Raw genomic sequence first — 25,432 nt, 5'->3', positions numbered from 1 at the left:
GTAACGATGACCTTCCTCGATCAGCATGCCTAACGTCCTGACATCGTGGATTCTTCCCGGACAGGCTCTTCAGTCAGGTCCGCAAAGAAGCGTCTTTCAAACTCGCGGAACCTGAAATAGTCCCGGCAAAGCTCCTCGCGACTTTCTGCCAGGAACATTGCATACCCTGGGTGACCAAGCGAATGCTTAGTCCTCTCGAGTTTTCCGCCAGCCTGGATAGTCAGTTTGATACTCATCAAACTCGGAATTTCGAAGAATCCATCCACATCGATATCCGATTTGATCGAACCGGTGACGTCAGCGGACATGTAGACGAAACGCGCAAATCTGGAGGGAGCGGCTGAGTAGAGTGCTGTCCGGCTTGCGAAAAGCTGGGGGGCAATCACACTGTCTGCAAGAACAGAGACTTGACTGTATCCGTTGCACTCTTCGACCACCGCGAAGTCGATGCCACCGGCCAGCCTCGCATGCGTTTCGATCAGACGCGGGCCACGAGGGGTCAACATCACTTCGGAATGGGCTGGACCGTTCCGTATCTGCAACGCGTCGAGCACTTTCTCAATGTAGTTCGATACCGTGGCAAATTCCGGTGACGCGCGACTCACCGAATCCGCATACTCGTCAATCAGGAAGGTATCTTCGTCGTGGTTCACCTCATGCCAGACGTCGGTCACGAAATGCCTTCCCTCTACTGAGACCGTGTTGACAACATAGTGTTGCCCCTCAAGAAATTCCTGGATCACGTATTCGTCGTTCGTTTGCCCCGTACAGTTGATCTTGTTGATATTCTTTTCGAAGATACCAACAATTTCTTTCTCGTTCCCGCAGACTCCCACACCGTCAGAATAGCCGCCAAGGCTTGGCTTCATCACTACGCGTGCAAACTCACTGCTGCGATACCACGAGACGATTTTATCTATCCTGTTGGACACGAATTGTTCGGAGCAGGGAACGCCCTCGTGTCTGAGGGCTTCGATCATGTGGTACTTGTGTCGATGAATTCTCCAGCTTCCCGCTGGATTTCTCGGCACGTTGAAATATTGCGCTATCTTGTTCGCAGCCACGACGCCCGTATCACCTACCGCGAGCACCGCTTTCACACTGTATCGGTTCAAATTGATGACGAGATCGGCGATGGCCCAGTCGTCATCGGAAGGAATCCTGAACTCCGTCTTAAAGCAGGTGGACGTGCCGGGTTTTGTGCGAGACAGGTTGCCTACATCGACGTGAACGCATTGGTAGCCACGCCCCTGCAGGGTCGGGGCGATATAATAACCGTTGGAATCTGCGCCAACGATAACCACTGCTTGTCTTTGCTGTTTCATGTTACGTACCCACCAGAATCTGGTTGGAATGCAGTAAGGGTTTTGCGCTCAAGCCGCGCACTTCCGGATGACAACCACGACCTGACCCGGTTCGGTCGCGGTATCGGTTGGCAAGGTCCCGAGGAGATGCTTGAGACGCCATCGAAGAAAGTGCGTCTCTGCTAACTGATCCATGTAAGGGCTGAAGTGTTTCAGCCATTCGTTGACGTCCCATCGCGCAATTCCCAGCTCGTAAAAAACTTCGGCGGACGCCGCTTCGAAGTCAACCAGATCGAGAATTTCGCCGGCAGAAAGACCTTCGCGGTGAAAGTATCCGAGGCTCTGCACCAACGCATTCGACCACTGGCAGAGCGCATAAGTGGTCCGCTGTGACTCTATGGTCTGATCGCACCACGGCTCACAGATCACGACTCCGTGACGCGCCACTCGTGCACCTTCTCGTAAGGCATCCTGTGGATTTGGAATGTGATGAAGCGAATTGGCAATCAGCACCCAATCAAAGTGATGATCGTCGAATGGCAGATTTCGCATGTCGCCAACCATCGCCCCTATTCCCGCTTTGTTTAGCGAAGACACCGAAGGCTCATGGCTATCGACACCATATGCGTCGACGTTATGGCTGCGTTTGAGCGCCACCAGTTTGTGCCCTTCACCACACCCCATCTCCAGCACAGATGCGGGAAGTGGCTCCATTCGTGACAAGCGATCTACCAATCGCCGGTCGCCTGCACTTAAATGTGAATCAGACATGACGAACGGCCTCCCTCATTGAATCAAGGATCATGCGGCCACGCTCGGTGAATTGGGCATGCGATCGAAGAATCGCGTCGCCCTGCATGAACCTTGCGGCGTAGACGGCTTGTCGCATACGGAAGGAGAGCGGCAGCGCGCCAATGGGCAGATGCGCCGCAGCCTCGGCCGACAGGTCCGGCTCGTCCGCGTTGCCTGCCATATCCGATGCACTTCGGTAAGCATGCAGCAGGCGAAAGAACACAAAATGCGCGTGCAGAACGCCTTTGAGCGGTCGCAAGGTTTGTCGCGCTGGCGACGGTGCCAGCGTGGAGCCATTCGTCACCAGCGGATCAAACGTCATCAACAGATTCAAGTAAAGATGCGACGCCTCATGTACCAGCCGGTCGAAATAGAAAAATTGCTGCTGTCGCTCGCTGACATTTTCCAGTGGTCGAACGACGATCATCCCGAAACTTGACAAGCTCGATGCGGCTTCTGCCGTAAACGAAGCAGGCATCAACTGGACAACCGACATTATGCTGTCGAGTTCGTCTGCGAGATCGGGATCGCGGGCCGCAATGAAGGTTTTCGTTGCGGCACAGTGGCGTCTTGCTGTATGCGCAACGGATGGATGGACCGCGATGCACTCGTCGGCCGCCTGCTCCTGGCGCTCCATCGTGCCCGTAGAGAAGTCAGGACGACTTGCATCGGACTGAGCAGCGGTGTCACGCGCTCGAGTGAAAGAGAGGGTGATGTCATCGACACCCTGACGAATTTCAAACTCGTCGCAATAGGGTGCGTACAGACACTCACGCAATGCAGCGCAACGCTGCACGACAGCCATCGAGTCTGAACGAGCCATGCTTTCCAGCACGCTGAAATACGCGAAGTACAGATTCGGGGCATATCTCCGGGACGGATCAAGTGCCGCGATCATGACGCGTTCTTGCGTGAACGGTTCCGGAATGACACGCGCAATTTCTTGCAACACCTTGAAAAGCGAATCCTTCAGGCGTGTCTGCAATTCCGTTCGCAGTGCTTTGCTCACTCCCGCGCGCGGAAGGGCCAGCTCTCGCCACTCGGAATGTTCGTGCAACGTTTCAGCAATGGTTTTCATAGCGATCGACAGTTCTACGACTGGAGAGGGGAGACGCGTCTATTACCTCGAAGACACGAAAAGCCATTCCGCGCCTCCCCGCTTGCCGTTACAGCAGGTACTGAACGGTCGGCACGAGATCCGCGCCGTCGACGACGATGCCATCGGGCACCTTGAAGCCTTCTTTGTGCTTGCCAATGAGGGCGTTGATGCTTTGGGTCGTGGAGGTATCCGGCTTGGTGGAAGTAGACATGATTGACTCCTGTTGCTAATAGACAGTTAGGAATTAGAAACAACGCATTCTCTTTTGGATCGAAAGCGTGCTTCTGGGATTGAGTATCCGATGCGTCTCTTAGGGGAAAATTAGGTGGTGCGTCGTCCGGCTGCATGATGGAATGCTGAACGCTTAAGTCTGGGCTAACTTTTCCCGCCTACTCTCTGTTCCGAAGCAAGCATCAGTAAATTTTCGGCCCGAAGTACGATCGATATCCGCGCCAATAGCGCGGCATCTCGATGTGCGAAAAGCCAGAGAGGAGAGAACCATGAGTGCGCTAACCGACGAACGTCTGAACACCTTGAGCGAGATTGCGACGGACTGCTTCGATGTCGATACGTTCTTTTTGAATCCCGAGATGCCTGATCTACGCGTTACGGTGCGACCGATCGATATCGCCCGCGCGCTGGAAAGCGCATACGACATGGGTCTGATTGCCGGCTATCAGCTGACACGCACCAGCCGGTCGCGGTCCTGACGAAGACGCGATTACACGCCGAGATAGTCGACTACGGTGTAAGCCTTTGACATGTCGATACTCCGTCGTGTCATTCCGCACTCGGCAGGCCGTCGGAATACATCGGAACAACCATCCGCTCCAGCATGGAATGCTGTTGTGCACCGAATACATCGCGTTCATCCAGCGACGCCGAAATGATCGGCCTTTCCACGGTGATCTTGATCGCGTTGCAGTTGTCGACGAAATACGCGCCCACCACGGAGGCCAGCTCGAACCCGAGCTCGTCGGCCACATTGCGCGCGCAGAAGAAGTTCGAGCGCAGGGCCGCTTCATACGCATCCTTCGATACGAACAGCACGTCGAATGTCAGCCGGTTGATCCCTGCGTCCTTGCTTCGGATCACGCGGGCCATGTCGCGCAGACGCTGGCTTCCAGATGGTGTGCCGTGTGGTGGCACGTCCTCGATCACGGAGAGCGTCCTGTCGTCGAGATTCTGTGCGCCGACCGGTTCACCCACGTCGAAATAGTCCGCCCGCGCGTCGCCCGCCCTGCTCCATTCGCGGCCGCTTGCATGGTAGTAATGGATCGGAAACAGCCGGTCGCGAATGACTTCCTCGTTTTGAAGAAGGTGATAAAGCGTCCATTCATAAGCATCGGCCGCATTGACATCCAGCAGCGATCCTTGGCCTACCGACGCGACGGAGGCAACACGTTCGATTTCCGCGCGATGCCGCCTCGCAAGCGCATCCGCGTCGCGGTCCACGGTGCGAAGCAATGCAACTGGACGCTCAGTATCCGCCTCGATGAACGCGTATTCGGCCTCGGAGAGTGCCTCGGGAAACTCGCGCCGCACGAGATCGACGACGCCCTGCCGGATCGACGCGTACTGTGCAAGAAACACGGGATCGCGCGTCCCGCTCGGCACGATTGCGCCGTAAGCACCATCGGCATAGCGAATACTCACCAGATTCGGCGACAGCGGATAGGCGATATTACCGGCTGTCGATTCGCGCCCCGGGTAGTCATAGTGGTTCAGGTAATGCGTCAGCAGGCTTGCGAGCTTGTCAGCCGCGGCGGCCGTGGGCGCACGCGTTCGAACAATGATCCCAAGTTCCCGTTCTGACGATACGAGGTGCCTCTCCTGCACGCCATTGCGCCCGTAGACGAGAATATCGTCGGGTATCGCGCGCAGATCCCTGGGATCCAGTTGGACCAGCGAGATCCTACGCAAACCGACGCATCGCGCGCCCTCGAGTTTGATGCTCAACGGCCACGGCCTGCCGGTGCGGTAAAAGCGACTCTTGCGAATGCCTGCGGTGCGCGTGTCGACGGCAAAGAACTCCGTTTTGGCCATCGCGAGCACGCCTTCAGGATAGAACTGCAACTGCGGATGAGCTTGCCCATAGAGCGAATGCGCGGCGATGGAATACGGCGTGCAGCGGCGGTTCTCGTCGGGTGCGATAAAAACCGCGCTGCCGTCGTCATAAATCTCCGCCACGAGACAATCAGATAGCGCCCCGGGATCGCAGGCGAGCGCGCCGCACTCGAGCACGTGTGCAACGTGATACGCAAGCCCCGGCGCGATGCCGCGTCGGATCATGTCGGCTGCGAATAGCGCCACGTCACAAGAACGGCCCGCGAAGACATACTTCGCGCCGCTATGCAGCGCAGCAAGTAGCGGATGAATGCCCATCTGGCCGACGATCGTACTTTCGCGCAGCGACACTTCATCGAGTAACGGTCCCGCGCCGAGTGGGTGCAATGCGCCGGCGCGCAGTTCGTCGATCACGATAGCCGGATCGAGTTCTGATCGGATCACGGCCACCTTCGTATCGTGCACGTCGAGTTCTTCGAATACCTCTCTCGCGACCTCGAGCATCCAGTCGAGATTGCGATCGCCGCCAGCCATCCCACAGCTACCGAGAATCACCGGCGCCTCGATACCTTCTGCCGCCTCGACCATCTTGCGAAAATCGCTCTTGACGGCATCACGCTCGAAGTATTGGCCGCCACTGCCAAGGTAATACGGGCCCGCGCTCATCGAACCGGCATCTGAGATCACAGCGTCGATACGGCCAACCAGCGCCTTTTGCAGCGATTCCCGCGGGAATCCGTAGCCCAATGCGCCACACGTGGAGACCACGCGATAGATCAATCTCGCCATGCCAACTCTCCCGCCAGGCATCGGACGACGACATGCCGTCTTCAGGATGCCGCGGGCAAAGTCTGCACGCTTTTTCAGAATGGGAAAAATACTGTCTTGCGATGCGGGTATAAGCGGTAACTATAGCTTGCGACGGGTCATTCCTCTTCCGATGCGTCGCCAGGTATCGGGCGCTCAGACACATGCTGTTTCACAAAGCCAGCAATGAAATCGCGCACCGCCTCCCCGGCGGCAGCGAGCGGCGTCTCCGCAGACGAAACGATGCTGGCTGTCAGAAAAACTGCGGGTTCGATGGCTTGCGCACAAATAGTACCGGGCAGATCGTCCGTGCCGCCAATCGGCAGGATGGTATCCCCGACACCAGCCTGCACGGCGGCGAGCATGTCGGTACTCACGTCGGCTTCGGCAGCGACATGCGGCTCAATTCCAGCCTCTGCGAACAGTCGGTCGAGTACAAGTCGCACGATATTCGGCTGATGCGGCAGCACGAGTGGAAGGTCTGCGAGGTCCTGAAATTTGATCGATCCAGGCCTAACCGACCCGTTTGCACGCCGCAAAAGAAAGAGCCGTCGCTCGAATAGCGGCACACGGACACAACCGGCATAGGGCTCGCCTTCGAAGAGCACAGCCAGGTCGAGGGCATGTTCGCGAATGCGTCCGGCCAATTGAATGCTACCCGCGGACGAAAGCTGCAGGCGCACTTTTGGCAGCGCAGTGCGGCATGCCGCCATGATCGGCCCCGCGAGCTGCGACGCCAGGGGAAAAGCCATGCCGACGGAAACGCTACCCGCCACTTCTTCGCCTTGTCCGCGTACGACATCGGGCAAGCGTTCGACGCGCCGCAGAATCGCACTCGCCTCAACGTAAAGCCGCACGCCTGCAGCCGTGGCGTTCACGCCGCGCGCGCTCCGTTGCAGTAGCGTGACGCCGAGCTGATCTTCGAGATCGGCGATCTGCTGGCTCAACGCAGGCTGGGCCACATGGGCAACCTGTGCCGCGCGCGAGAAGCTGCCAGCGTCGACGATTGTCACGAAGTAACGCAACTGCCGGAGTTTCGTCATATAGCGGTACCTCGCAGGAGCCGGAACGACGGGCGCTCAACGAGTCTACAGCGTCGCCGGCTCAGGCACAATCCGCGCGCTATTGAAGGCCCTATCGAACGAGGAACCCATATGTCAGCGGGTCCCGCTCATCCACTAACCAGGTGGCGAAGCCGCAGACGAAAGCGTTCCCCTCGACCTCAGGGATGACAGCCTTGAAGTCACCCACGGTCGTTTCGCTCAGTACTCGTCCCTTGAACACGGTGCCGATGATGGACTCGTTGACGAGCGTCTCGTCCTTTCCCAGTTTCCCGCGCAGATACAGCTGTGCAACCCGACCACCTGTGCCTGAGCCCGTCGGGGACCGGTCGACCTCGCGGTCCGCGAAGACGCAACAGTTGGCCTGCGTGGAACCGGCGTGCCGCGGGGCGTTGGCGATGATTGTTCCGTATATGTGGTTGATTTCAGGAATCTCAGGGTGTTCAACCGGAAACGCCTTGTTGGCGGCCGCTTTCACTTCGGCACCGAAACGGATGAGCTCTTCCACCGATGCCTCACGCACTTCGAGTCCGTGCGGTTGTCCATCGGCGTAAAAATAGAACGCTCCGCCAAACGCAATGTCACCAGTCACCGGACCGAACGACGGCGTCTCGACCGTGACGTCCTCTTTCCAGATAAAGGACGGCACGTTGACGAAGCGAACATTTCCCGCATGCTCACCATCCCATTGCACAAACGCTTCAATGAACCCACACGGTGCATCAATGCCAATACGTGTTTCGGGTATCTGACGTTGCACCCAGCCCAGCTCGACCGCTGCCGTCGACAGCGCAATGACACCATGCCCGCAGTGGTCGCTGTAACCTTCGTTGTGAAGGAAGATGATGCCGAAATCAGCGTTTGGACTGACGGGTTCGGTCAGATAACCGCCGTACATGTCCGCGTGGCCGCGAGGTTCGAACATCAGGGCACGGCGAATGTCGTCGGCGTTTTCCTTCAGCCACGCCCGCCGCTTGACGATGGTATCGCCAGGAAGGCGCGGCAGACCACTGGTAACGATGCGGAATGCTTCACCACCAGTGTGAACTTCAACGGTCGAGATGGTGCGAGTGATTTTCATGTTTGCTTCATGAAGCCGGTGAGTGTTGTGTTACCGCTATTCGCCGTACGGAACCGGTAAACCATTTTTGATGATGTACACAGTTGTAGGCGCGCCCTTGAGGTCGCCATACTCGTCGAACGAGTACGTCCCGGCAACGCCCTTGTAGTTTTCCTTCGCAAGCTGAGCGGTCAGCTTAGCCTTGTCGGTCGTCGTCCCTGCCTTCACCATAGCGTCAGCGAGCAACTTCACCCCGTCGTAGTAGCTGACGGCGTAGACCTGCGTATCAATGTTATAGGCAGCCTTGTATTTCTGCAGGAACTCGCGACCTGCCGCGGTCTTCTCAAGTGCGACACCGCCTTGGGCACAGTAGACGATAGACGCGGCATCGCCCGCGACTTTGCCCATATCAGCAGAGCAAATACCATCGCCGCCGAGCAGCTTCGCACGCAGTCCACGTTGGCGCATCTGCTTTGCCATCGGGGCCCCCTGCGCTGCATAGCCACCAAAGAAAATCACGTCCGGGTTCTTGGCCTTGATGGTAGTCAAGATCCCAAGAAAGTCGGTGGCTGTCGAGTTGGTGAACTCCTGGTCGACAATCTGGATACCGTTGGCCTTCGCCGTCTTGATGAACTGTTCCGCGACGCCCTGACCGTAAGCGGTGCGGTCATCAATGACCGCTGCAGTTTTGGCCTTCAACGTCTTCGCAGCAAACTGTCCCATCGTGCCGCCGAGTTGTTCGTCGCTCGCGCCAATACGGAAAATGTTCTTGAAGCCTTGCTTCGTCAGAGCCGGGTTAGAAGCGACCGGCAACATCGGCACACCGCCAGCATTGAAGACTCGCGATGCGGGAATGGCCACACCTGAGTTGTATGGTCCGACGACGGCGACGACGCCGCTGTCAACGAGCTTCTGTGCGACCTGCACACCAATTTTCGGGTCCGCCTGGTCGTCTTCCGAGTCCAGTTTGAAGGTGGCCTTCTGTCCCGCAACTGTGACGCCGTCCTTGTTCAGTTCATCAACGGCGAGGCGCGCCCCGTTCTCGTTGTCTTTGCCATTTGGTGCCTGAGGTCCCGTGAGAGGTGCCGAATGACCGATAGTGACCACGACCTGGGCACTTGCGGACAAGGTAAAACCAGCGGCCAGCAAGGTGGCCAATATCGTTGCGAAGCGGCGCATTCCTGACTCCAGTTGGACAAAAGAGAACCCAGATTATTGGAAATCCGGGGCACACACAATCTAACACTCGGCCAAGGAACCGTAGGCGTACATCAACGTGACATCAAGCGGATAGTGCAGGGGTTTGAGCACGCGTGCGACGGCTGGATTCGGCAATTTCGTCAAACTCTCAGGCCTTCAGGTTGTCCCCAACATCATAGCCCATGCTAATTTCGCCCTCCTGCAATCAAGCCGTCGTGATATCGGTAAGCTCGCGCGATGTGCGCGTGCGTAGCCGCGGCGTCACGAAATCGAGGAAAGCACGCAACTTCAACGGCAGTGGCGCTTGTCCTTTGTGCACGAGATTGACGGGCAACGGCGCTGACTCAAAAGCGTTGAGCACGACGCAAAGTGCGTTGTCACGTATCGCGTCTGCCACCTGGTAGGACAGCACACGTGTCAGTCCGACTCCGAGAATCGCGGCTTCGATCGCTGCCTCCGCCGTATTCACGGCAAGCCGCGAATGAACGGGCACCGACAACTCTGACTTGCCGGACCCGAAAACCCAGGCGCGCATGGACGCAAGAACTTCGAAAGTAATGCACTGATGCCCGGACAGATCGTGTGGGCCGGCCGGTACGCCATGCTTTTCCAGATAGGCGGGACTGGCACATATGACCCGGCGGACCGTTCCGACTCGCGTCGCCATCAGCGAGCTATCGGGCAATTCACCAATCCGGAGCGCGACGTCGGCGTGCTCGTCCATCAGGTGCACGACGCGGTCCGTCAACACGAGGTTCACGTCGATCTCCGGATAGTGCGCGAGAAAATCCGCAACCACCGGCACGACGTGCAAGCGGCCGAACACGACGGGCGCGGTGACCACCAGCTCGCCTCTAGGCGCGGCGTATTCCCCCGTCGCGGCGCGCTCCGCCTCGCCAATTTCTTCGAGGATGCGCCGGCAGGCCGCCACGTATGAGCTCCCCGCTTCCGTCAACGAAAGTTGGCGTGTGGTGCGGTGAAGCAGACGCGTCTTCAGATGAGATTCCAGTTCCCCAACCTTGCGACTGACCGTCGCCAGCGGCATGTCGAGGCGCCGCGCGGCCGCCGACAGACTGCCCGAGTCAACGACGGCGACGAGGATGGACATGGATTCAAGACGATTCATGGAGCCTATCAAATATTGGAAGGATGATTCTTGATCGTGAGGGATTCTCTTTGGAAATGCAAGCGCGTAACGTTCGCTCCTGAATCCTGAATTGCGGCATGGCGCCGCAGACAGCCCACAGATCGAACACCGAAGGAGAACGCCGTGAGCGGCCAGTCCACCACACCCGTTAGTCCACCTACGCCCGCTGTAGCATCGCGCGCCAAGATCGTCATGATGGCGATCATCGCCGGCGCGGTGATCACCAACATCTATTGCACCCAGCCGATCCTGCCGCTGATCAAAGCGGGCTTCGGGGTCGACCTGACGACGGTCGATCTCGTCGCGGCTGCGGCGCTGCTCGGCTTCTCGACCGGGCTTGCATTGCTGTTGCCGCTTGGCGACCGTTTCGACCGGCGCAAACTGGTGCTCGGTCAGATCGCACTCGCGTTCGTTTTTGGCATCGCGGCGGCGGTCTCGCCGAGCATCTGGACGCTGATCGCGGCTTCCTTTGGTCTTGGTATCGTCAGTTGCGTACCCCAGCAGCTCGTGCCTTTTGCAGCCGTCATGTCGCATCCGCACCAGCGAGGGCGTTCGGTCGGCACGGTCGTCAGCGGCATCATGGTCGGCATTCTGCTCGGACGCACGGTCGCCGGCGTGGTCGGCGCTACATATGGCTGGCGCGCGGTCTACGGGCTGGAAGCGGCGTTCATGGTGCCGGTCTTTATCGCCGCCGCAACGCTCCTGCCGCGGGGTGTGCCCTCCACGAATCTTTCCTACGGACGCCTCCTCGCTTCGCTCTGGCCACTGGCGCGGGACCATCGTCCGATTCGTGAATCGATGATGGTGCAAGCGCTGTTGTGGGCCTGTTTCAACGCCTTTTGGGTCAATCTGGCGGCGCTGCTGACCACCGGACCCTGGCACCTCGGCAGCGCGTGGGCGGGCGGCTTCGGCATCATCGGCGCGGCCGGCGCGTTTGCCGCTTCACTCGGCGGCCATATCTCCGACCGTCGCGGAGCCCGCCATGTCGTGGGGCTCAGTATCGGCACCGTGACGCTTGCGTACCTGCTTCTCTCCGGCGCGAACTCGTCGCTGGCGTTGCTGGTGATCGGCGTGATCGTGCTCGATATCGGCGTGCAGGCTGGCCTCGTATCCAACCAGACGCGGGCCTTCGCAGTCGATCCGAAAGCACAAGGCCGTATCAATAGCCTCTATATGACCGCTACGTTCTTCGGCGGCGCCGTCGGCACGGTGGTCAGTGGCTGGCTGATGAGCCGCTTCGGCTGGACAGGCATCGTCGCGTTTGGTATCGCGCTCGGGCTGGTCGCTGCGGCAATCCACTGGATCGCCGCTCCCGGCAAGACCGCGGCATCGCACACTCCGCATCCCGACGCGCCGATCAAGGCGGGCCGGATCTCTTCGAACCCAGATTGAGGTAAGCCATAGGGAATCTGGTAGCCGGAGGGCGCTGTGGGTTGGGTTGCCGCCGGCTTTGAATAGTGGGACTTATATGATTGGCATCGTGCGCATTGCGCTAAAAAGGCCTTATACATTCGTTGTAATGGCCATCTTTATTCTGATCGTCGGCTGTCTATCCGCGCTTCGTGCTCCTACGGATATCTTTCCCGCGATCAATATCCCGGTCGTCAGTGTCGTGTGGCAGTACACGGGACTCTCCCCGGACCAGATGGAGGGGCGCATTATGGCGCCGTTCCAGCGGGTATTAACCACGACGGTCAACGGCGTCGAACACATTGAAGGCACCTCGCTTAACGGCTACGGTGTCGTCAAGATTTTCTTCCAGCCGGACACCAACATCGCGACGGCGAATGCGCAGGCCACGTCGATCTCGCAGGAAATCCTGAAGCAATTGCCGCCTGGCGAGACGCCGCCGTTCGTCCTCAATTACAACGCTTCGACGGTTCCTGTCATCCAGCTCGCCCTGTCTGGAAAGGGCCTCTCCGAGCAAAATCTGGCGGATCTGGGCCTGAACCAGTTGCGGCCGATGTTGACGTCGGTGAACGGCGCGGCGATCCCGTTTCCGTTCGGCGGCAAGACGCGGCAGGTTCAGATCAACGTCAAACCGTCTGAACTGCAAGCTCGTGGACTGTCTGCCGAGGACGTTGAAAACGCGTTAGCGGCACAGAACCTCATCACACCGGTAGGCACCGAAAAGATCGGCAACTACGAGTACACGGTGCAGCTGAATGACGCCCCCACGACGATTGCCGCGATTGGCGGCTTGCCCGTCAAATCGGCCAACGGCACCACCGTGTATATGCGCGACGTCGCCGATGTGACCGACGGGGCTCCGCCACAACCAAACATTGTTCACGTAGGCGGAAAACGCTCGGTACTACTTACCGTATTCAAGAACGGCTCGGCCTCCACATTGTCCATCATCTCCGGAATTCGGGAAAAGGCGGCCGAGGCAAAAGCCTCTTTGCCGGATAACCTCAAGATCGATCCGATTGGCGACCAATCGCTATTCGTTCGCTCGGCCATTACCGGCGTCGCCCGCGAGGGCGTGATCGCCGCCCTGCTCACGAGCGTCATGATCCTGCTGTTTCTGGGTAGCTGGCGCTCAACCGTCATCATCGCAACGTCCATTCCGCTCGCCATTCTTGGGTCGATTTCAATCCTGACCGCGCTGGGAGAGACGCTGAACATCATGACGCTCGGGGGGCTCGCGCTCGCGGTGGGGATTCTCGTCGACGATGCCACCGTGACCATCGAGAACATCAACTGGCACCTGGAGCAAGGCAAGGAGGTCGAGCCTGCCATTCTCGATGGCGCCGCGCAGATCGTTACGCCGGCGTTCGTTTCACTGCTTTGCATCTGCATCGTGTTTGTGCCGATGTTTTTCCTCGGTGGCGTGGCGGGATTCCTGTTCGTACCGATGGCGGAAGCGGTGATCTTCGCAATGATCTCGTCGTTCATCCTGTCGCGGACCCTCGTGCCCACGATGGCGAAATACCTGCTCAAGCCCCACGCACAAGGCGAGGAACAGGCACACGGCCGTTCTTCCAACCCACTGGTTCGCTTTCAGCGCGGCTTCGAGCACGGTTTCGAGCGAATTCGTTCGAACTACAGCGGAATGCTCGAACTGCTGTTGAAGCATCGCCGTGGTTTTGTCATCGGGTTCTTCGGCTTCGTGGTGCTCTCGTTCGCGCTGGTGCCGTTTCTCGGGCGTAATTTCTTCCCGGATGTCGACGCCGGCCAGATCCTGTTGCACGTGCGTGCGCCGGTCGGTACGCGTATTGAAACAACGGCTGAGATCTTCGCGCAAGTGGAAGACCGCGTGCGGGCGACGATTCCGCCATTCGAGCTCGGCACCGTTGTCGACAACATGGGACTTTCAACCAGCTCCATCAACACTGCCTACAACAACACCGGAACGATTGGCCCGCAAGACGGGGACATACAGATCGCGCTAAACGAAGGTCATCACCCGACGGCTGGGTATGTTCGCAAGTTACGCGAAGAGTTGCCGCGCGAGTTTCCTGGCGTCACGTTCTCGTTCCCGCCTGCGGACATCGTCGGTCAGATCCTGAACTTCGGCTCGCCCGCCCCGATTGACCTGCAGATTCGCGGCAGGAATCTGCCGGCCGACTTTGCCTACGCAAACCTGATGCTGCGTCAGATCAAGCACATTCCCGGCGTGGTCGACGCCCGCATCGAGCAATCGCAGGCGAGTCCCCAGTTCAACGTCGACGTCGACCGTGCCCATGCGCAGCTTCAGGGCGTCACCGAACGCGATGTCACCAACAGCCTCGTCGTGCACCTGGCGGGATCCGGTCAGATCGCCCCGACGTACTGGCTCAACCCGGCCAATGGCGTGGAATATCCGATTGTCGTGCAGACGCCGCAATACGCGCTCGATTCGCTGCCGTCCCTGATGAATCTGCCCCTGACCGGCAGCTCAGCGGCAAACGATGGACAGATCCTCGCTGGCGTGGCCAGTATCCATCGCACCGCCGCCAACGAAGTCGTCAGCGACTACAACGTCCAGCCCATGGTGGAGATCTTCGCAACAACGCAGGGGCGCGACCTCGGCGGGGTTTCCGCTGACATCCGGCGCATCGTTTCCGCGAATGCCAAGGGTGTGCCGAAGGGTGCGAAGGTTGTCCTGCTCGGCCAGGTGCAAACCATGAACAACGCCTTCAGTGGCCTGATCTTCGGGCTGCTCGGCGCGATCGTGCTGATCTACCTGCTGATCGTGATCAATTTCCAGTCGTGGACCGATCCGCTGGTGATTGTCTCTGCGTTGCCCGGTGCGCTGGCCGGCATCGTGTGGATGCTATTCGCGACGGACACCACGCTGTCGGTCCCGGCCCTGACGGGCGCCATCATGTGTATGGGCGTGGCCACTGCCAACGCCATTCTGGTGGTGAGCTTCTGCCGCGAACGTCTGGCCGAACACGGCGACGCGTTCAAGGCAGCGCTGGAAGCCGGATCGACCCGGTTTCGTCCGGTCCTGATGACGGCAATGTCAATGATCATCGGCATGGCGCCGATGGCGCTCGCCCTCGGCGAGGGCGGCGAGCAGAACGCGCCGCTGGGCCGCGCGGTGATTGGCGGATTGCTGTTCGCGACCACCGCCACGCTGTTCCTCGTGCCGGCCGTCTTTTGCATGTTCCATTCGCGTCGTGGCCGTACTTCGCCCGCGCCGATTTCCGGAGATTCCATCCATGTCATTTGAACCTACCCCCCGTGAGGCGCTGCCGCAACGCCAGCTTTCGTTTGCAGGAATTGTTGGTGGTGCGCTCGCCGTCATCATCGTCGTTGGTGGCATCACACTTCGCGTCAAACATGAGCATCAGCTCGTAGCCTGGACTGAAACTCAGGCTATACCGTCCGTGAATGTCGTTGTGCCAATCAAGGAAGCACCGGGCGCCTCGCTGGACCTGCCTGGCAGGCTAGAGGCCTTCACGAGCGCGCCCATCTATGCGCGTGTCAGCGGCTACCTGAAATCATGGCGTGTCGATATCGGCAGCCAGGTGAAGGCCGGTGAAGAGCTCGCCGTGATCGACACACCTGAACTCGACCAGCAGTTGAATCAGGCGAAGGCCGACCTGGCAAGCGCGAAAGCCGATGCTGCTCTCGCCAAGACGACTGCCGATCGCTGGCAGAGCCTTCTCGCCTCCGATTCCGTGTCACGTCAGGAGGTCGATGACCGCACCCAAGGCTATGTGGCGAAGCAGGCCCAGGTCGAGGCGGCTCAGGCAAACCTCGACAGGCTGGTCGCGACCAAGACGTTCGCCAGGATCGTCGCACCGTTCGATGGTGTGATCACCTCGCGCGACACCGACGTCGGCGCATTGATCAATGCCGGCGGCGGTACCGGGCCGCAGCTCTTTTCGGTATCGAGCGTGGATAAGCTGCGTCTCTACGTGCACGTGCCGCAAGAATATGCACCTGTGATCAAACCCGGTGGGACCGCTACCTTCACCGTCCCCGAGTATGCCGGCAAGAGCTTTACGGCCACGGTTGTCGGTCTGGCCGATTCGGTCAACGCGGCGTCAGGAACGACGCTGGTCCAGTTGCTGGTCGACAATCCCGGTCATCTCCTGTTGCCGGGCGACTTCGTGAATCTGCACTTTGCCCTGCCCGCACGTGCCGGCGCGTTGCGCGTGCCGGCGAGCGCGCTGATCTTCGACAACAAGGGGCTGCGACTCGCGACCGTCGATGATCAGGACACCGTCAGATTCAGGTCCGTGGCGATCCTGCAGGACCTCGGCAACGCTGTAGATATCGGCTCGGGACTCGCCGACAGTGACCGTGTGATCGACACGCCGCCCGATGGTCTTGTCGACGGCGACCGGGTTCAGGTGAGCGGCCCAGGCGCCAGGAAGGTGGCAAATCATGGCTAAGTATCGGACGTTGACCTCAATCGCGAGCGCGGTGGTGCTGGCCGCGTGCTCGCTCGCACCGCACTACCAGGTGCCGGATGTACCGGTCGCTGCGCAGTATCAGTCCCAGGGACTGTGGACCGCGGCCAGTCCGGCTGACCAGCTTGACCGCGCCGGATGGTGGAAGCTCTACCAGGAGCCCGAGCTCGACGACCTCGAGCAACGCCTGATTGCGACTAACCCTGACCTGCGCGCCGCGTATTTTCACTATGTGCAGGCTGACGAGTACATCAAACAGGTCAAATCGGAGCTGTATCCCCAGGTATCCACCTCCGGCAATATCCAGCGTGACCGCGAGTCGGACACGAGGCCGTTGCGCAGCCCCACTGGGCCGACCGACTACAACTCGGCCACGCTGGGCGTCCAGGTTGACTACGAAGTCGACCTTTGGGGACGCGTGCGCGATTCGGTTGCTGCAAGCAAGGACGAGGGCGAGGCATCGAAAGCCGATCTGGCGTCGACGCAGTTGAGCCTCGAAATCGAGCTGGCGCGAAGCTACATCGATCTGCGCGGCCTCGATCAGCAAATCCAGCTTATCGAGGGCACTAACGAGGCATATCAGAAGGCGCTCGATCTGACTAGCAGCCGGCATGCCGCGGGAATCGTGTCAGGTCTTGACGTGGCGCGTGCCACTACCCAGTTGTCGGCGGCCGAGTCCGACCTCACCCAGGTCAGAGCCAGGCGGGCACTACTGGAACACGCGATAGCTGTGCTGGTTGGCGCGTCGCCATCGGACTTCCGGATTGCGGCGAGTACCCAGCCCATCCCATTGCCCGTCATCCCCGTTGGTGTGCCATCGGCGTTGCTGCAACGGCGGCCGGATATCGCCGCAGCCGAGCGCCGCGTAGCGGAGGCAAACAAGCGAATCGGCGTTGCACGTGCCGCGTACTTCCCGTCACTGACGCTCAGTGCGGCGGGCGGCGCCCAAAGCTCGGTCCTCGCGGATCTGCTCAGCGCACCCAGTTCCTTCTGGACGATCGGGCCAACGCTTGGGGTGTACCTGCTGGACGGCGGTAAGCGGCGGGCGCAGCTCAACTCCGCGAAGGCGGCAACCTCAGAGGAAGGTGACCGCTACCGAAGCGTGGTACTGGCCTCATTCAGGCAGGTGGAAGACGACCTCACCTTGCTCGACGATCTGCGTACCGCAACGAATCAGCAGCAAGACGCAGCAACTGCAGCGGATACGTCGGTCAACCTTTCGCTCTCACGTTATCGGCGCGGTGCGGTCAGCTATCTGGACGTGGTCGAGGCGCAGTCCGCCGCGCTTGAATCGGAACGCAGCGTCATTGCGCTTCGAACGCAGCAGCTGGATGCGAATGTTGACCTGATCCGCGCGGTTGGTGGTGGCTGGACTAAAGATGACCTGGCAAGCCGTTGAAACACGCGGTAAATCAGGCATCCGTAACGATCCTGATCAAGCGGTGGAGATGCGAGCCTTGAGGCGTGGTGACATGAAGTCGAGAAAGGCTCGCAACTTGAGCGGCAGCGGCGCTTGCCCGGCATGGACGAGATGGATCGGTAAAGGCGTCAACTCGAATTGCTCCAGTACCAGTTGCAACCGGCCTTCGCGTAAGGCGTCGGCCACGTGATAAGACAGAAGGCGTGTGAGCCCGGCGCCGTGCGTCGCGGCATCCATGGCCGAATCCGCGGTGTTCGTCACCAACCGGGAGTGGATCGGCACGGTCTGTTCCGATTTCCCGTCGGAGAAGGTCCACGCCCGCGACGAGGTGAGTCCATTGAAGCTGATGCATGCATGGTTTGCGAGTTCAGCGGGCGTTCCGGGTGTGCCGTGAGCGGCCAGATACGCGGGGCTTGCGCACACGATGGAACGCGTTTCGCCGACGCGTATGGCAACGAGTGCGCTGTCCGGCAACTCACCGATGCGTACCGCGACGTCTACATGTTCCTCGAGAAAATGGACGTTGCGATCGATCAGAAAGAGGCGCGCGTTGATGTCCGGGTAATGCTCAAGGAAGGACGCCATGACTGGGACGATATGCAACCGCCCGAGGACCACAGGTGCCGTGGCCACCAGATAGCCTTTCGGGGCCGCGTATTCGCCGGTCGCCGCCCGCTCCACCTCCTCGACTTCCTCGAGGAGGCGCCGGCAGGATGCGACATAGGATTCGCCCGCCTCGGTCAGCGAAAGTTGGCGCGTGGTGCGTTGGAGCAGGCGAGTCTTCAGGTGTGCTTCGAGCTCGCCGACCTTGCGGCTGACGGTTGCCAGCGGGACGGCGAGCTGCCGGGACGCCGCCGAGAGACTGCCTGCGTCGACGACCGCGACCAGGATGGACATCGCTTCGAGACGGTCCATGATCCTCTCGATAACAGGAGGAAGGATTTTCGATGTTAACGGATTCTCTCCCGATTCGGGAGTAGATAGTATGTGCCTCAATTGCACCAGTGCAACTCAATCTCCAAGGGGAGACTCATGACCCGTATTGCTACCCCAGCCACCGTCGCGGAAGCCCCGGCCGCATCCCAACCCCTGCTCGAAACTGTCAACAGGCAACTGGGTGCCGTGCCCAACCAGTTCCGCATGGTCGGCAACAGCCCGGCGGCCCTCGAGGGCTGTCTGAACCTGAAGAACGCGCTCGGCAAGGGCGAGCTATCGGCGCAGACGCGTGAGCGCATCGCGCTCGCCGTTGCCGAAGTCAATGGCTGCGACTACAGCTTGTCCGCTCACATTTACTTCGCAAGGAACGTTGCGAAGCTCGACGATACCGAAATCACCGCAAACCGAAACGGTGGCTCGAACGATCCGACGGCCGCCGCCGCCGTGCTGTTTGCCAGGAAGGTGGCCGAAGCGCGTGGTCGCGTATCGGACGCCGATCTCAGCGCGGTCAAGGCTGCGGGCTATAGCGAAGCTGCTGTGATTGAGATCGTGATGAACGTCGCGTTCAATACCTGGACGAACTACGTCAACGCGGTCGCCGGTACTGTGATCGACTTCCCCGTCGTGCGCACCAGGAAGGTGTAACACGCAAGGCCAGAGTCGACGCTCAACCGGCTGATGCCAGGCAGCTTCGCCTGCCGGCTCACCGGCAACACGTGCGTGCGGTCTATCATTTCTTTCCGCTCAGCGACATTTTTTACGATCACGGACTGATGGCAGAAATAAAAGGTGTCGCGTAGTGCCCTTTCCAGCATTGAATTTTGAGAATGCCGCGAAAGTGTCAAAACGTCGAATTGGCCCCGCTTCGTTTGCTGAATAAAAAACAAAAAGCGTCAAACACTCGGCGGATCCGCGAGCCCTTGAGCCTCCTCCGCCATAACCTTGGCAAGCTCATGGCGATAAGCCGCGCCCTGATCGAGACAGGACGTATCGGCTAGATTTGTACCGGGTTTGCCGACAAGGTCGCCAGAGTCTGTTTCGTACGCGGCCCAGAAAGCGTCCCAGATGCCAAATAGCCAGACGATCGTGAATAGGTGTTGCAATGCATGCATTCGCACGACGCGCCTTGAACATAACCGCGAGACATACGCGCGTGCTTCGTCCCCGGTCGCGGGCAGCGCTGACAGTTCCGGAATTGCGCGAAGTGGAGTCGAACTTTTCAAAACCGATGCAATGCAGTCCGGCAATCGTAGCTTGCCATTCGTTTCACTTAACCCCACAGATACAAGCCTGGCCGAATAGACTCGCGCAAGCCGCTCGCTGTCGAGAGAGACATCTGACGCCAGCGCGGTAAGGGCTACTGCAGCAGATGCGAGTTGTCCGAGGAATCCAATGCGATCAGCATCTTCGGAACTCGACGAAGGCGACGCGAGAGCGATGAGTTCGTCCCTCCGTGGAAGGCACCAGCTGTAGTGACTCGCCGATTTGTCGGTCCCGGACAATACCATAAGCATGCGTTGATGGAGCGGACAGCGCCAAACTCCTGGAATTTGATGGATACGGTGCCAGTACGCGACACAAAATCGCTCGATGTCTTCCTTCATGCACAGTTCGCACGCTTTCAGCGCGTGGCGGCCTTGGAAATGATTTAAAAGCATTCCCAATCCATATCTCAAAGATCCTATACGATCCCCTCGCATGGAACGAATCGCCCGGACAGCTTGTTCCTTCGTGTTGAAGGGTAGATAGAACGGCAATGGCGTGCGCTCGAAAATCACCTCCTCGGCTCTGCCAAACCTGCCGCGAGTGCTTGCTACGAAGAAGTCAATGCCTGACGGAAAGTCATGGCAAGACCGCAAACGTCCATGTCCGAAAAGCTGGTGACACGTATCAGAGGCATGATAGTTGCACGACACGAGATGGTGCCGGCTCGCGAGACTGAAGAGCGTCTCGCCCGGCAACCAGGACGTAATGGTCACATCACCCCGGGACGGACAGGTGAAGAGACTCATGATTTCTCAGCTATCCGGAATCAGTTGATCCCTCCGACTGGATGGGATCTTCCCATACCCAAATGGGATTTTGTTGCCCAACCGCTTAAGTTAGCGACGGAGCTTGTCAAATCGCTCACTTCCTTCAAGCAGCGACTGTTTTGTTACCTTTTGCCGCGGGATGCAAACCACTTGCCCGCGCGCCTTCTTTTCAGTGGATTCCTCTTCAATTGACCTTAGTGCCGCGGCTTCGCTCGGCGATAACGACGACTTCAGATAGTCCCCATCAACTCTTTTCCGGAAGCTCTCGATTGCCTGATTTGCCAGCGAGACGTTTTCGGTGTTGTCGAAGTCCGAAAATGGGCACCATAGATCCGGCCGTAACAGCTTTCCCTGGATTTGCTGCTGCCATAGAGCCTCAACGTCCTCCCGGCACGTGCTGTATTCGACGGAGCGGTATGCGTGGGAAAGTTCGTCTGCACCAATACCATGTCGGCCACCTTTGCTACGCCACACCCGGAAAGCAATCACGATGAGCCTGACAACGGCTCGTTTCAAGCCGAACGTGTACTGGTGAACCTGTTCTTGCGAAGCATCCACGTCGAAGGTCAACACTTCAGGAGAAACCTTCTTGAGCTCGTGAAGCAATCGGATCCAGTCTGTTGAGGACCGGACTTCCGGTTGCACGATGATCGGCTTTTGCAGAAGCCGATCCCGATCCTCGTGCCCTCTTTTCTTCAACCTGTGCACGAGGCTGTAATTGGCGACGTAGATCAATCGCGGCCCCAGCCCCTGGAGCTTCAGGAGCACTAACGTCGCCCGCGCGTTTGCTTCGCTACCCAGTGTTATGAACTGAAATTCATCGACCACCAGAAAGCATACGCCGTCTCGCCATGAGCGACGCCGAGCTGATTTCATCAATTGAGCATTCTTAATTCTCCCTTTCTCCGACTCACCATCTTCAAACGTGTTCTGTATTTGATCCGACATCACCCACGGTCGCAACAACTGGCTCAGCTCTACGCCATTTTTAAGGGTCAGGAACCAGCCGGGTACCAGTGATATGCCGGTGTGTCCTGGAACGTCTATAAGCGTCGGTGCTCCGATCAGTTTCTGGAGAGCCCAGATGAGTTCCGACTTTCCCACGCCAGCCAAGCCCGTCAAGCATATGGCGGGCGGAACAGCCTGTCCCCAAGGATCCGAGTCATAAAGACCACGCATGTAGGCTTCTTCGGAGACGAAATGCGACTGGGCATGGCTATATAGGATGTCAATCAGTTGCCGGAGTATCCAGCGTGCCTGCCCCCCTGAAACAAATATTCGCTCAAGCCCGCAGCGTAAGACCTCGGCGCCTACGTCCGCAGACAACGCTTCCAGATGGAGTGGAAGCGCCGGCACCTCGACAACGGCATCGATCGCTTCATCCGTCCATTGGTTCTCGAACCTCGTCGTCCAGGGATTGAAGATCACTTGCCCCTCCGCTTTCGCGATGTTCCATCAAGAACTTTTACCTCTTGACCGGTAGTCCCAGTTGGCTTTTTTGGAGACCCAGCACGTCGATCCCCCGCATCCCACGACCGGCCGGTCGCGGTTTCGAACTTCAAACGGGCATCAACATCGGCAGCGTCCGCGTTCTCCCGGGTAGCCGCCTTCAAGATCCTACGCTCCTCGGCTACGTGTTCAAGCTGGGAAAGTGGAACATATAGATCTTCCCCGTCCATTCGCACACGCGGACTCGCCTCAACCTCTATTAGTTGCCCTTTGACCTCTACCCAGACATAGCGCGTTACCATCGATAGCTCAAACCCAGGCAACCTGAAATTTGTCAGATTCGCTACCTCAGTCTGGATACCTGTCCTTTTGAACTCTTCTGAACTGTACCGGGTACTTTTGTACACCACTCCATTGCAATCCACCGCGAATTCAGTCGGTGCGCAAAATGCACGAACAGCTTGCTCTACGGACATGGAATGGCCAGATGTCCGAAGACGCTCCTGCAGATATTTCCAGTAGTAGTGAGGCGTCGCCAGCCAACCCCGTTGCCGGAATTCAATGACTGCATCAGCTGTGAGCCGGTCCGAAATATCTTTACTGTGGTTGTCCCGGCATGCTCGATAAACTTCACGCTTGATCATCTCCACCACATTCAGATCACTTTGTTTGAAACTTGGGGCACCTTCCAGATTGACCGACCGTGGATGGCTTGCTTCAGCGACAGCGTTTGACTGACCAGAATACGACGGAATAATCGTCTTGATGGGAAACGCCGCCGCCAGGTCGGTCACCAGATCTTTGCTCCCACAAGGCCCCCTATCGGAAGTAAAACTCGCTGGAAGACCTTCCATAATCCAGTCCAGGTCGTCTGGTGGAATACCGACCAACCGCGCAAAATACCTCTTCGGTACAGCCATGCAAAAAAGCATCGACCGGTATGCTTCTCCCGTTTCCGCTCCCAAGGAAAAACCAACTCCGACAATGGCGCCGGTAGTTTCGCACACCCCACGCGCCGCGACGAGCGAAGGCATCGCATCAGCCGAACGAAATGATCTGGCGCGATCGGCAACATGATAGGCATCGACCACGAGACTTTCCAGCAGGTTCGCATACGGTCGCGTAAAATTTCCCTCGTTCTGCTTGGCCTGCAAACGTACCCGCGGAGCACCCCAAACCTTCGTTTGCACATACGCGATACCGAACTTCCGGACGACGACGTACCGGAATTGTCCATAGCTTGGGAATGGTTCGTTCTGCGGATGATAGAGCCGATATTTTCCAGATTCCAGTTTCTCCACCTTGCACCCAAAGTCCTCCTTAAGCGCTATCCGGTGAATCTCAGCCATCGAAACGCCTGGCCCGCAATGTTTCAGATAACTCGCTTCGATTTTTGCTGCAAGCTTCGCCGACGACCACCCATACATGGACCCGTTAACCAGCGAAGGGCGACCAAATTTTTTATCGGCATGCTTATCGTCAGTTCGACTCCATCTGCCTGTCTGACGCGAGGACCGTTTCAGCGCCCATATGGTTCCATACAGAACATACGAGAAAAACCACACCTGGATCCGGTGCGGGTGCATGACCTTTTCTCCAAAGCGGGCGTACCCGGAGAGTTCCTTTAATGGATCGGAAGCCGAAAGAATCTCGGCCTTGTGTTCCACCGCGTGAGCTATGTGCGAGTAAGTTCTCTCAACCTGTTGTCTGTAGGTCTCTTTACATTCCTTGTAGCGCAAGTCTTCGACCTCTTCGAGGGATATCCCTTCACAATCATTCAGCCATTCAGGAAGAGTGTATTGCGTATCTTCCAGCACTAAAGCCGGCGGGTCTTCCAAGAGTGCGCGTTCGAACTCGTCTCCACCAAGTCGAATAAGCCGGACGCGTCGCTGCTTTCCAGTCTTCTCAAACCAGACCAGCAATGCCCGGCCATCATCGCCCCTTCCTGCGAAATAGTAACGATTCGATTTCGACAAGGAACGGAATCCATCTGGAGCCCGTAATTGCGTTCCGATATGCATGGTCATCTCCTGAACCATTCGCGATATCGGTCGAAAACATCACAAACCTCGGGATGTAGTGGCTTATCCATCAGGACCGGTCGAAACAGATCAACCCGTATCTCCCGGTTCCAGATACCTTGTTTCAGGATCGTGACGGCTACGCGATCCGCAATGCCGAACCTGGCCGCGGCATCCCGCGCGATCTCGTAGGCCACAACACCGCTTCCTACGCCCGCGCGCAACATGGCCGAAATTTCGACTTTCAGATCGACGGGTACGTCAACGGTCTGCCTTTGCTCCAGAAACAGATCCCAGAGATTGCACCTCAAATCGAAGTCAATGTCCGCGCCAGTGACTTCCTGGGTTCGGATACCCGCGTCAAGGTAATAGGTCTTCTCAATGAGCAGCCTGTCACTTTGAGAAATGTCCTCTGTGTCCTCACGGGATTTGCGAGCCGGACGCCGCCCCCGGCGACGAAAGTCGTTCAGTTTGTCCGTTATCTTCCAGTTAAGCGGATAGGCGCCAGCGTCGTCGTCGAGATAGAGCAGCAGATCACCAATGAACGGAAACGGTACGACCATCCGGGAGCCCATCTCATCGCCCGATTTGACATATATCCTCGGGTGTAAAGACAAAAGCCCCATCCGCGACGCAACATCCACTGTGCCGGCGATCGGGCTCAGGCTGATGCCAGCCGCGCGTGGGTGACCAAAGAGGAAGTGACCGCGAGGCTCTGGAAACAGTACCCGCTGTTCGTGCAGGTCCCAGAGACGGTCGTTGTGCAAGGCGAGCAATGCGGCGAATCTTTCTGGTTTGCTCAAGGTGTGAAATTCGCGGCCGCCCAGTTTCTGCGGGCGCAATATGGAGGCCAAGCTCCAACCCGGCGCCTCCTGAGGCGTCGCCCAGGTCGAAGCCACATAGTCTTGGCCCCAACGGTCTTTCCATTGACGATCACGTAACGTCCGAAGTCGTGCTTCGGTCTTGTGCGGATAGGCCATAGTCGTCGTCATTCGAGACGCGCCCCGTTTTCAGGGCGACGGAAACCTTGTCTTATGGCAATCGGCGTCACAGACTGTAGTTACCACGCCGCAGTAGCATTACCTCTTGCCAGAAATCTGATAAAGCGCCAACTTGCAAGTTGGCGCCTTTGTTTGTGGATCTCAACGTAAGGTTAGGTCTTCAGATATAAAACACCTCCTTCTGGC

General features: G+C 58.4%; 20 protein-coding genes and 1 pseudogene. 6 read left to right on the top strand and 15 right to left on the bottom strand.

All coding sequences use genetic code 11. From position 1 onward, the window contains the following. Positions 1–29 precede the first annotated feature (29 nt). The 4 genes from P3T40_RS14590 to P3T40_RS14575 form a co-directional block, all read right to left on the bottom strand. Complete coding sequence (locus P3T40_RS14590) at positions 30–1,325, bottom strand: ATP-grasp domain-containing protein (RefSeq protein ID WP_429268418.1); 1,296 nt, start codon at positions 1,323–1,325, stop codon at positions 30–32. Between the two features lie 48 nt (positions 1,326–1,373). Continuing rightward, a complete protein-coding gene (locus P3T40_RS14585; protein ID WP_429268417.1) occupies positions 1,374–2,075 on the bottom strand; it encodes a methyltransferase domain-containing protein in 702 nt (233 codons plus the stop codon). Beyond that, positions 2,068–3,174 (bottom strand): aKG-HExxH-type peptide beta-hydroxylase, encoded by a 1,107-nt coding sequence (locus P3T40_RS14580; protein ID WP_429268416.1) that lies wholly within the window; start codon positions 3,172–3,174, stop codon positions 2,068–2,070. Before P3T40_RS14580 ends, P3T40_RS14585 begins: the two co-directional genes overlap by 8 nt. An 88-nt stretch (positions 3,175–3,262) precedes the next feature. Further along, positions 3,263–3,406, bottom strand: coding sequence for a hypothetical protein (locus P3T40_RS14575; protein ID WP_429268415.1), 144 nt, complete (start codon positions 3,404–3,406; stop codon positions 3,263–3,265). Positions 3,407–3,695: 289 nt separating this feature from the next. Here P3T40_RS14575 and P3T40_RS14570 point away from each other — a divergent pair, with 289 nt between their 5' ends. Then, positions 3,696–3,905, top strand: coding sequence for a hypothetical protein (locus P3T40_RS14570; RefSeq protein WP_429268414.1), 210 nt, complete (start codon positions 3,696–3,698; stop codon positions 3,903–3,905). 70 nt (positions 3,906–3,975) lie between these two features. Here P3T40_RS14570 and P3T40_RS14565 read toward each other — a convergent pair whose 3' ends face one another. The 6 genes and pseudogenes from P3T40_RS14565 to P3T40_RS14540 form a co-directional block, all read right to left on the bottom strand. Then, positions 3,976–6,051 (bottom strand): DUF4387 family protein, encoded by a 2,076-nt coding sequence (locus P3T40_RS14565; protein ID WP_429268413.1) that lies wholly within the window; start codon positions 6,049–6,051, stop codon positions 3,976–3,978. Between the two features lie 137 nt (positions 6,052–6,188). Then, complete coding sequence (locus P3T40_RS14560; RefSeq protein ID WP_429268412.1) at positions 6,189–7,112, bottom strand: LysR substrate-binding domain-containing protein; 924 nt, start codon at positions 7,110–7,112, stop codon at positions 6,189–6,191. Positions 7,113–7,203: 91 nt separating this feature from the next. Next, positions 7,204–8,211 carry a trans-3-hydroxy-L-proline dehydratase gene (lhpH, locus tag P3T40_RS14555; RefSeq protein WP_429268411.1) on the bottom strand — a complete coding sequence of 336 codons (1,008 nt, stop codon included), beginning with the start codon at positions 8,209–8,211 and terminating at the stop codon, positions 7,204–7,206. A 36-nt stretch (positions 8,212–8,247) separates the two neighbouring features. Further along, positions 8,248–9,369 carry a branched-chain amino acid ABC transporter substrate-binding protein gene (locus P3T40_RS14550; RefSeq protein ID WP_429268410.1) on the bottom strand — a complete coding sequence of 374 codons (1,122 nt, stop codon included), beginning with the start codon at positions 9,367–9,369 and terminating at the stop codon, positions 8,248–8,250. A gap of 90 nt (positions 9,370–9,459) precedes the next feature. Next, positions 9,460–9,534 (bottom strand): annotated as a pseudogene (locus tag P3T40_RS14545) (IS6 family transposase); the annotation flags it as partial. A gap of 61 nt (positions 9,535–9,595) precedes the next feature. Then, on the bottom strand, positions 9,596–10,516 hold the full coding sequence (locus P3T40_RS14540; RefSeq protein ID WP_429268409.1) for a LysR family transcriptional regulator: 921 nt from the start codon (positions 10,514–10,516) through the stop codon (positions 9,596–9,598). Between the two features lie 144 nt (positions 10,517–10,660). On the opposite strand from P3T40_RS14540, the gene P3T40_RS14535 reads away from it, so the two are divergent. From P3T40_RS14535 to P3T40_RS14520, 4 genes are all read left to right on the top strand, one after another. Then, on the top strand, positions 10,661–11,929 hold the full coding sequence (locus P3T40_RS14535; RefSeq protein WP_429268408.1) for an MFS transporter: 1,269 nt from the start codon (positions 10,661–10,663) through the stop codon (positions 11,927–11,929). Between the two features lie 76 nt (positions 11,930–12,005). Further along, positions 12,006–15,197, top strand: a complete 3,192-nt coding sequence (locus P3T40_RS14530; RefSeq protein WP_429268407.1) for an efflux RND transporter permease subunit — start codon at positions 12,006–12,008, stop codon at positions 15,195–15,197. Further along, entirely contained in the window at positions 15,187–16,368 is a 1,182-nt protein-coding gene (locus tag P3T40_RS14525) for an efflux RND transporter periplasmic adaptor subunit (protein WP_429268406.1), read from the top strand. The genes P3T40_RS14530 and P3T40_RS14525 overlap by 11 nt, the downstream gene beginning before the upstream one ends. Next, positions 16,361–17,785: an efflux transporter outer membrane subunit gene (locus P3T40_RS14520; RefSeq protein ID WP_429268405.1), complete on the top strand. Its 1,425-nt coding sequence runs from the start codon at positions 16,361–16,363 to the stop codon at positions 17,783–17,785. Before P3T40_RS14525 ends, P3T40_RS14520 begins: the two co-directional genes overlap by 8 nt. Before the next feature lie 36 nt (positions 17,786–17,821). Here the strand turns inward: P3T40_RS14520 and P3T40_RS14515 are convergent, their stop codons facing one another. Continuing rightward, positions 17,822–18,721: a LysR family transcriptional regulator gene (locus P3T40_RS14515; RefSeq protein ID WP_429268404.1), complete on the bottom strand. Its 900-nt coding sequence runs from the start codon at positions 18,719–18,721 to the stop codon at positions 17,822–17,824. Positions 18,722–18,838: 117 nt separating this feature from the next. Here P3T40_RS14515 and P3T40_RS14510 point away from each other — a divergent pair, with 117 nt between their 5' ends. Beyond that, positions 18,839–19,387 carry a carboxymuconolactone decarboxylase family protein gene (locus P3T40_RS14510; protein ID WP_429268403.1) on the top strand — a complete coding sequence of 183 codons (549 nt, stop codon included), beginning with the start codon at positions 18,839–18,841 and terminating at the stop codon, positions 19,385–19,387. A gap of 248 nt (positions 19,388–19,635) precedes the next feature. On the opposite strand, the gene P3T40_RS14505 is transcribed toward P3T40_RS14510, so the two are convergent. The 4 genes from P3T40_RS14505 to P3T40_RS14490 form a co-directional block, all read right to left on the bottom strand. Next, a complete protein-coding gene (locus P3T40_RS14505) occupies positions 19,636–20,754 on the bottom strand; it encodes a TniQ family protein (RefSeq protein ID WP_429268402.1) in 1,119 nt (372 codons plus the stop codon). Positions 20,755–20,844: 90 nt separating this feature from the next. Then, positions 20,845–22,203, bottom strand: a complete 1,359-nt coding sequence (locus P3T40_RS14500) for a hypothetical protein (RefSeq protein ID WP_429268401.1) — start codon at positions 22,201–22,203, stop codon at positions 20,845–20,847. Next, complete coding sequence (locus tag P3T40_RS14495) at positions 22,200–24,245, bottom strand: hypothetical protein (protein ID WP_429268400.1); 2,046 nt, start codon at positions 24,243–24,245, stop codon at positions 22,200–22,202. Before P3T40_RS14495 ends, P3T40_RS14500 begins: the two co-directional genes overlap by 4 nt. Positions 24,246–24,247: 2 nt before the next feature. After that, the gene (locus tag P3T40_RS14490; RefSeq protein ID WP_429268399.1) at positions 24,248–25,237 is read right to left on the bottom strand and encodes a hypothetical protein; all 990 of its coding nucleotides are present in this window, start codon (positions 25,235–25,237) and stop codon (positions 24,248–24,250) included. Positions 25,238–25,432: the final 195 nt, after the last annotated feature.

This window comes from Paraburkholderia sp. EB58 (assembly GCF_050436665.1).
Taxonomy (GTDB): Bacteria; Pseudomonadota; Gammaproteobacteria; order Burkholderiales; family Burkholderiaceae; genus Paraburkholderia.
This window is presented reverse-complemented; position numbering and strand designations above follow the sequence as displayed.

Coding starts and splice junctions, on each gene's coding strand:
- P3T40_RS14590 (WP_429268418.1), bottom strand. CDS start 1,325: ATGAAACAGCAAAGACAAGCAGTGGTTATCGTTGGCGCAGATTCCAAC.
- P3T40_RS14585 (WP_429268417.1), bottom strand. CDS start 2,075: ATGTCTGATTCACATTTAAGTGCAGGCGACCGGCGATTGGTAGATCGC.
- P3T40_RS14580 (WP_429268416.1), bottom strand. CDS start 3,174: ATGAAAACCATTGCTGAAACGTTGCACGAACATTCCGAGTGGCGAGAG.
- P3T40_RS14575 (WP_429268415.1), bottom strand. CDS start 3,406: ATGTCTACTTCCACCAAGCCGGATACCTCCACGACCCAAAGCATCAAC.
- P3T40_RS14570 (WP_429268414.1), top strand. CDS start 3,696: ATGAGTGCGCTAACCGACGAACGTCTGAACACCTTGAGCGAGATTGCG.
- P3T40_RS14565 (WP_429268413.1), bottom strand. CDS start 6,051: ATGGCGAGATTGATCTATCGCGTGGTCTCCACGTGTGGCGCATTGGGC.
- P3T40_RS14560 (WP_429268412.1), bottom strand. CDS start 7,112: ATGACGAAACTCCGGCAGTTGCGTTACTTCGTGACAATCGTCGACGCT.
- lhpH (WP_429268411.1), bottom strand. CDS start 8,211: ATGAAAATCACTCGCACCATCTCGACCGTTGAAGTTCACACTGGTGGT.
- P3T40_RS14550 (WP_429268410.1), bottom strand. CDS start 9,369: ATGCGCCGCTTCGCAACGATATTGGCCACCTTGCTGGCCGCTGGTTTT.
- P3T40_RS14540 (WP_429268409.1), bottom strand. CDS start 10,516: ATGAATCGTCTTGAATCCATGTCCATCCTCGTCGCCGTCGTTGACTCG.
- P3T40_RS14530 (WP_429268407.1), top strand. CDS start 12,006: ATGATTGGCATCGTGCGCATTGCGCTAAAAAGGCCTTATACATTCGTT.
- P3T40_RS14525 (WP_429268406.1), top strand. CDS start 15,187: ATGTCATTTGAACCTACCCCCCGTGAGGCGCTGCCGCAACGCCAGCTT.
- P3T40_RS14520 (WP_429268405.1), top strand. CDS start 16,361: ATGGCTAAGTATCGGACGTTGACCTCAATCGCGAGCGCGGTGGTGCTG.
- P3T40_RS14515 (WP_429268404.1), bottom strand. CDS start 18,721: ATGGACCGTCTCGAAGCGATGTCCATCCTGGTCGCGGTCGTCGACGCA.
- P3T40_RS14510 (WP_429268403.1), top strand. CDS start 18,839: ATGACCCGTATTGCTACCCCAGCCACCGTCGCGGAAGCCCCGGCCGCA.
- P3T40_RS14505 (WP_429268402.1), bottom strand. CDS start 20,754: ATGAGTCTCTTCACCTGTCCGTCCCGGGGTGATGTGACCATTACGTCC.
- P3T40_RS14495 (WP_429268400.1), bottom strand. CDS start 24,245: ATGCATATCGGAACGCAATTACGGGCTCCAGATGGATTCCGTTCCTTG.
- P3T40_RS14490 (WP_429268399.1), bottom strand. CDS start 25,237: ATGACGACGACTATGGCCTATCCGCACAAGACCGAAGCACGACTTCGG.